We start from the raw sequence: 436 nt of genomic DNA, 5'->3' as shown, positions 1-436 counted from the left end.
ATTGTTAGAAGCAACAGCACAAGGCAACACAATTTCTCCTATTCACTTTGATGCACAAGCATATAAAGCGAGTGAAGCATATCAACTAACTGATGAAGTAAAGAAGTATGCAGATGACTATCTTACATATAAAGAAGAGCAGGAACGATTTAGAGAAGAAATAAAGAAGGCCGAAGAACTAGAAAACCGTCCATTCCACGAAAAAGCATAGGATACCGTCAAAACTCTTACAGGAGAAATAACTGGCTATTACGATTTTCTTCGTGCTTCAGAAGGAGTTGATCCCGTTACTGGCGAAAAACTAACAGTTGGTCAACGAGTTGCCGCTGGCGCCATGGCCTCCGCAGGATTAATACCAATTGTCGGTTGGGGAGGACGCTTCATAAAAGGTGGAAGTGCCATCTACAAAACAGCCAAAGGAATGAATGCAGCTGAT

Annotated in this window: 2 pseudogenes; both read left to right on the top strand. The window is 42.0% G+C overall.

Annotated features, from left to right (window positions below):
- Positions 1-211, top strand: a pseudogene (locus AC4GZ8_RS26485) (hypothetical protein); the annotation flags it as partial.
- Between the two features lie 15 nt (positions 212-226).
- Positions 227-436: pseudogene (locus tag AC4GZ8_RS26480) on the top strand (pre-toxin TG domain-containing protein); the annotation flags it as partial.

Source organism: Metabacillus sp. RB-C-LZQ-3-1 (assembly GCF_058315175.1).
Note: the sequence above shows the minus strand (reverse complement) of the source record. Positions and strands in the feature narration are given on the sequence as shown.